Source organism: Neorhizobium sp. T6_25, assembly GCF_002968555.1.
In the GTDB taxonomy this organism is placed as follows: Bacteria; Pseudomonadota; Alphaproteobacteria; order Rhizobiales; family Rhizobiaceae; genus Neorhizobium.
On record NZ_PVBL01000056.1, the window covers coordinates 1 to 5,140 of the forward strand.

Annotated in this window: 3 protein-coding genes, 1 tRNA gene and 1 pseudogene; 4 read left to right on the forward strand and 1 reads right to left on the reverse strand. The window is 59.2% G+C overall.

The window, feature by feature from the left end; translation table 11 throughout:
* Window positions 1-126 precede the first annotated feature (126 nt).
* The 4 genes and pseudogenes from C5L10_RS33240 to C5L10_RS33255 all read left to right on the forward strand — a co-directional run.
* Window positions 127-2,220 (forward strand): annotated as a pseudogene (locus C5L10_RS33240) (efflux RND transporter permease subunit); the annotation flags it as partial.
* 112 nt (window positions 2,221-2,332) lie between these two features.
* Window positions 2,333-3,088 carry a response regulator gene (locus C5L10_RS33245; RefSeq protein ID WP_105433197.1) on the forward strand — a complete coding sequence of 252 codons (756 nt, stop codon included), beginning with the start codon at window positions 2,333-2,335 and terminating at the stop codon, window positions 3,086-3,088.
* A 38-nt stretch (window positions 3,089-3,126) separates the two neighbouring features.
* Window positions 3,127-4,473 (forward strand): HAMP domain-containing sensor histidine kinase, encoded by a 1,347-nt coding sequence (locus tag C5L10_RS33250; protein ID WP_245448380.1) that lies wholly within the window; start codon window positions 3,127-3,129, stop codon window positions 4,471-4,473.
* A 78-nt stretch (window positions 4,474-4,551) separates the two neighbouring features.
* Window positions 4,552-4,836, forward strand: coding sequence for a hypothetical protein (locus C5L10_RS33255; protein ID WP_245448381.1), 285 nt, complete (start codon window positions 4,552-4,554; stop codon window positions 4,834-4,836).
* Window positions 4,837-5,013: 177 nt separating this feature from the next.
* On the opposite strand, the gene C5L10_RS33260 is transcribed toward C5L10_RS33255, so the two are convergent.
* Window positions 5,014-5,090 (reverse strand) — tRNA-Met (locus C5L10_RS33260).
* Between the last annotated feature and the right edge of the window lie 50 nt (window positions 5,091-5,140).

Here is a 5,140-nt window from a genome sequence, read left to right on the forward strand (position 1 = left end):
CGCCAGCCTCCTGCTCCTTCAGCACACCGATAATCTGCTCTTCCGTAAATCGCTGCTTCTTCATTCGTCCGTCCTTTAATGGGCCGGACTCTAATCCATTCTGGAGGAAATTCTCAGTGGCAGGTCAAAGGTGCAATCCTGGCCGTCATCGTAGTTTGGCTCTTCCTGCGCGACTGGCGGGCGACCCTGCTTTCGGCGGTGGCGCTGCCGCTCTCGGTCGTCCCGACTTTTCTCGTAATGTATCTGGCGGATTTCAGCCTCAATACGGTGACGCTGCTCGCCCTCTCGCTCGTGGTCGGCATCCTCATCGATGACGCGATCGTCGAGATCGAGAACATCGCGCGCCACCTGCAAATGGGAAAAACCCCGAAGGGGGCGGCGCTCGAGGCCGCCGATGAAATCGGCCTTGCCGTCGTCGCAACGACCTTGACGCTCGTCGCGGTCTTCCTGCCGACTGCTTTCATGAGCGGCATTCCCGGCCTGATCTTCCGCCAGTTCGGCATAACGGCGGCGGTGGCGGTTCTCGCCTCACTGGTCGTCGCACGCCTGCTGACGCCGATGATGGCCGCTTATCTGATGAAGGCGCGTCCCATCGAGCAGAGGGACGGCGCGATCATGCGCGCCTACATGGCCGTCGTCAAAACCTGCCTCTACCATCGCAAGCTGACGGTCCTCGGCGTCTGCATATTCCTCGGGCTCTCGCTCTCGACGATTACCATGCTCAGCGCCGGCTTCCTGCCCGCATCGGACGATTCGCAGACGAAGGTCACGCTGACGCTCCAACCCGGCAGCCCGATTGAACAAACGGACGCCATGACGCGGCGGGCGGCAGGTATCGTTTCCAGTCTGCCGGACGTCACGCGGGTGTTTACCGCCGTTGGAAGCGCCTCGTCGGATGACATGATCGATTCTTCGACGACCGCCGATACGGCAACCGCCTCGCTTGTCGCCGATTTGAAGAAGATCGGCGAACGCAGCCGCAAGCAGGCCGAGATCGAAAACGACATCCGGCAGGCGCTCGCGGTTCTCTCGGGCGTCAGGATCGAAGTGGGTACGGGCGGCAACGGTACGACGCTGGAAATAACGCTCGCCAGCGACGATTCCGGGGCGCTCGACCGGGCGGCGGGAGCACTCGAAGAACAGCTGCGAGGCCTTCAAGGCGTCGGCGCAGTGACCTCCAGCGCCTCCCTGCAGGCCCCGGAAGTCCAGATCGTCCCGGACCTCAATCGCGCCGCCGCCCTCGGCGTCACGGCAGAAGCGATTTCCGAAGCGGTTCGCGTCGCCACGAGCGGGGATTATTCCTCCTCGCTCGCCAAGCTCAACCTGCCCCAGCGCCAGCTTCCCATCCGCGTCCGGTTCGATCCCCGCAACCGAACGACGCTTGACGACATTGCAAATCTCCGCGTTGCCGGCGCCAGGGGCAGCGTCGATCTCGGTTCGGTCGCCGACATCCGCATCGGGGGCAGTCCGTCCGAGATCAGCCGCATCGACCGCTCGCGAAACGTTACGCTGTCGGTCGAACTCAACGGCCGTGTCCTCGGTGACGTCTATCGCGAAGCGCAGGCGTTGCCCGCCCTCCAAAACCTTCCGGACAACGTCAGGCTCGTCGAACAGGGCGAACTGGAGCGCAGCTCGGAACTCTTCGACAACTTCGCCATCGCCATGGGGATAGGCGTGTTCTGCATCTATGCGGTTCTGGTATTGCTCTTCCATGATTTCCTCCAGCCGCTGACGATCCTCATGGCGCTGCCGCTGTCGCTTGGCGGCGCGCTGCTGCCGCTGGTGCTGACCGGAACGAGCTTCTCCATGCCCGTGTTGATCGGCCTGCTCATGCTGATGGGCGTGGTCACGAAGAATTCGATCCTGCTGGTCGAATATGCGATCGTGTCGCGACGCGCAGGTCTTTCGCGCTTCGACGCCCTGGTCGATGCCTGCCACAAGCGCGCCCGCCCGATCGTCATGACGACGATCGCCATGGGCGGCGGCATGCTTCCCGTGGCCATGAGCCTCAGCGGCGGCGATGCAAGCTTCCGTCAACCGATGGCGATCGTCGTGATCGGCGGCCTGATGACTTCCACCGTCCTAAGCCTCGTCGTTATCCCCGTGATCTTCACCTTCGTCGACGATTTCCTGCTGCTTCTAAAGCCAAGCTTCGGGAAGGACGACAGCCGCGAGGCCATGCTCCATGAGCCGAAGATTGAGGCTGGCCGGCAGTGCTGACGAACCCATCGACTCAGGGTCCGTGGCGAAACCGCGAAACAAAATTAAACATAATTGTTGCTGACAACCATGCTGCGAAACGGGCTAACTGATGATCGGGATTCCGCCACGAATGGCCAAGCCTATGAATAACGTCGCGTCCAATGTTCTTGCACAAGCATCAGCCCGAATCCTGGTCGTCGAGGATGATCGGGATATCGCCAGCATGCTGATCGATCTGATCAAGGAGGCGGGTTATGCCGCAGAGGCGGTCGGATCTGCGGTTGAAATGGACAGTGTACTGAAGAAGAAGGAATTCGACCTTATAGTGCTGGATGGAATGCTGCCGGGTGAGGACGGTTTCAGCATATGCAGGAGAATCAGGTCGTCTGACACAATACCCATCCTCATGCTGACGGCGCGAACGAAAGAGATAGACAGGGTTGTCGGACTGGAACTGGGCGCCGATGACTACGTCACGAAACCGTTCAAATCCAGGGAACTTCTGGCGAGAATAAAGGCGCTTCTGCGGCGGTCGTCGTATTCAGCGCAGGTCAAGCCACAACAGGCACCCATGACGTTTGCGGGCTGGCGGATCGACCCGGTCACGCGAGAATTGACCGACCGCGACGGTTTCCATGTGTCGCTCACAACGGCGGAATTTGATGTGCTGCTGGTGTTTTGCCAGAACCCCCGACAGGTAATGAACCGCCATGAAATACTGGCCCGTACCCACGCAGGCTCTGCAGGACCTGTCGAACGCAGCATCGATGTACACGTCAGTCGTGTCCGGCAGAAAATCGAACCGAATTACAAGGAGCCGACATTCATCAAAACTGTGCGCCTTGGCGGATATGTTTTCACTCCGGAGGTTGCGATAGCACCATGATTGGCCGCTTGCGCAGGGCATCCATACGAACCCAATTCATGGTGTTCGCATCTATTGTTCCGCTGCTCGTTATTTGTCTTATCGCTGTCCTCCCTGAGCCATTCATTTTCCAGAATGAAAAAATGCTTATGGGCAAAGGCGCTCAAATCGAGTTGCTTGTGCATCAGGTCAGAGGCGCCAGAAATGACGTCGAAATCGAGCATCTGGTGAGGGCAAGCGCCTCCAGCAGTCTCGAATTGAAGGTTCTGCCATGGAGCGACGTCCGTAGCGAATTGGCGCGTCAAACGGATGATCCCTTGATCTCGGGCGCGCTTCAGGACGTATTGCCTGCCGATTTTGAGGTGGTGGTTCTTAAAGACAGTTCGGACGGCGGGGGACACAGTGCGGTTGCGGTGCGCCTTGACGCGCACCGTGCTCTCGTTATCGGGTTCACCGGTGCCGATGTTTTCCCCTCGTCTTTCAGCACAGTCGCCGAGTTCATCGCCAAAGCCGTCATCCTGATGCTGCCGATGCTCCTTCTGGTGCTCTATATAAGCCGCATGATCACGTCGCCTCTCGTCCGCTTTGCCGACGCGGCAAAGAGACTGCGCCTCGACGGTAACGAAGGAGAGCAATTCACCGCCGAAGGCGGCAGGGAACTTCGCACACTTGCAACGGCGCTCAACAACATGCGTCACCGCATCCGTAAAATGGTCGATGATCGCACACGGATGCTGACGGCTGTGAGCCACGATCTCAGGACGCCTCTGACACGACTGCGTATGCGCGTGGAGCGTTCGAAGGACCCCGCGTCCAGGGAAGCGATGCTGGCGGATATTGACAACCTTACCACCATGATTGAGGAAAGCCTTCAGTATTTAAGCAGCACCGCTACAGCCGAACCGCTTCGAAAGGTTGATATTTCCAGCCTTTTGCGGACTATCGCGTCGGAATTTTGTGACCTCGGGCATGACGTAATTTACTGCGGACCTGAGCGGTTTGGATACGTGTGTCAACAAAAGGCTCTCATACGCGCTATCACCAATATCGTGGAGAACGCGGTAAGGTTCGGCACGAAGGTAGCTGTCGAATTGCGCAATAGCCCGCAGGGTGGAGCGGTAATAATTGTGAGCGACAACGGGCCAGGCCTTGAAGAAGGGCTGGAGGACAAGGTCCTGGAGCCCTTCTTCAAGGTTGACGAGGCCCGGTCACTCAATTCCAGCAGCGGTTTTGGGCTGGGGCTTTCGATTGCGGATGAAATCGCAAAGGGCCACGGCGGCTCGCTGCTACTTGAAAACATATCGCCGCATGGTCTGCGGGTGACACTACAATTGCCGCCGGTGGAGACCGCACCGCATCGAAGCAACCAAGCTTCGTCTGCGAAAGAACAGGCCCCTCGGACTTGAGGTCTTGCCGTGGAGGCGGAGGCAACCACCAGGGACGGCAAGCAAGTCGGTGCGATGGTATAGGCAAAAGGAGCGAACTTGGTAACTACCAGTGCGCCCGTTTCGCAGATCGGGGACGCCTATTCGCTTGCGGCGAGCTTCGGCAGTGATTTTTCCCGGATGCTCGTCAGCGGCAAGACGCCCTTCAAGGGCCTCCCCAAAATCCCTTCGGGGCAGAGGATCAAGTCCGGACTTGGTGGAAAGCCGAAATTCGCTGCCTGCGAGCGATTCGGCCGGTCGCCCGGTCTGGTGGACTTTGCAGTCTCTCAGGTCGGGATGCCGCCCTCCTGGACCGACAAGCAGCCTCCGGCACAGAATCAATAGACCGGGGACAGGGAAGGAAAACGACGCGCGAGTGCGTCTTCTCGCCACGCCGACTATGGCCTGCTTCCAGGCCGTCCTTGTGGCGGACGAGGGTTTGGTTGGGAGCGGTGTGATCTCGGGACCGGGGCTTCAGCAACAAAAAACTCCCGGAGCGATTGCTTCGGGAGTTTAGGGATTTGGTTGCGGGGGCAGGATTTGAACCTGCGGCCTTCAGGTTATGAGCCTGACGAGCTACCGGGCTGCTCCACCCCGCGTTATAAGGTTTTTGCCTGGGGCAAAATACCGGTGCGCAAAACCGAAGGTT